This is a genomic window from Streptosporangium sp. NPDC051023, from assembly GCF_040689595.1.
GTDB lineage: Bacteria > Actinomycetota > Actinomycetes > Streptosporangiales > Streptosporangiaceae > Streptosporangium.
Genome location: NZ_JBFBCE010000263.1, coordinates 1 through 1157, shown reverse-complemented (window position 1 = coordinate 1157; position 1157 = coordinate 1). Strand labels below are relative to the sequence as shown.

General features: G+C 64.7%; 1 protein-coding gene. It reads right to left on the bottom strand.

Features of this window, described 5'->3' with window-relative positions; all coding sequences use genetic code 11:
* Entirely contained in the window at positions 1 to 1098 is a 1098-nt protein-coding gene (locus tag AB0395_RS48570; protein ID WP_366295173.1) for an IS630 family transposase, read from the bottom strand.
* Positions 1099 to 1157 lie beyond the last annotated feature (59 nt).

The following is a 1157-nucleotide window of genomic DNA, read 5'->3' as shown; positions in this document are numbered from 1 at the left end:
CTAGTGTCCTGCGCCTGAGATTCGTTGGCAGAAGCGGGCGAGGGAGTCGAGAATCTCTTCGGCTGTCTTGGTCCAGATGAACGGCTTGGGGTCGGCGTTCCAGTCCTTGATCCAGGCGCGGATGTCGGCCTCGAGAGCCTGCACATTCTTGTGCGCGCCGCGGCGAATCATCTGATCGCTCAGGAAGCCGAACCAGCGCTCGACCTGGTTGATCCAGGAGGAGCCGGTCGGGGTGAAGTGCATGTGAAAACGGGGATGGCGCTCCAGCCACGCGCGGATGGCCGGCGTCTTGTGGGTGCCGTAGTTGTCACAGATCAGATGAACGTCGAGATGGGCGGGAATCTGCTTGTCGACCTTGATCAGGAACTTCTTGAACTCGGTGGCGCGGTGCCGGCGGTGCAGGGAGCCGATGACCTCTCCGGTGGCCACGTCGAAGGCCGCGAACAAGGTGGTGAGGCCGTTGCGCACATAGTCGTGGGTGCGCCGCTCCGGCATGCCGGGCATCATCGGTAACACGGGTTGTGACCGGTCCAGCGCCTGGATCTGCGACTTCTCATCCACCGAAAGCACCACCGCGCCCTCGGGCGGGTTGAAGTACAGGCCAACGACGTCGCAGACCTTCTCCACGAACAACGGATCGGCCGACAGTTTGAACGTGTCACTCAGGTGCGGCTTGAGCTGGAACTTCTTCCAGATCCGGCCGATAGTGGACTTCGACAGGCCGCTACGGGCCGCCATCGACGTCCGCGACCAGTGCGTGGCGTTCTTCGGGATCTCCTCCAGCGTCGCCACCACGACCGCTTCCACTTCTTCGACGGCGATGGTCGGCGGCCGCCCCGGCCGGGGCTCGTCGATCAACCCGTCCAGCCGGTCGGCCTGAAACCGCCGCCGCCACTTGCGGACCGTGTCGGGCGCCACCCTCAACTCCCTGGCCACCCCGACGATCGACGGAATCTCAGAGCCTGCGCACGCCAGCACGATCCGCGCCCGCAACGCCAATGCCTGCGCCGAGTTAGCCCGCCGCATCCACCGCCCCAGCACCGCGCGCTCGTCATCGGAGAGCACCAACGGCTCCAACTTCGGACCCCGACGACGCACCGGCTCACCAGAAGAGTTCACACAGGATCTAACGACGGATTACCGGCGCAGGACACTAG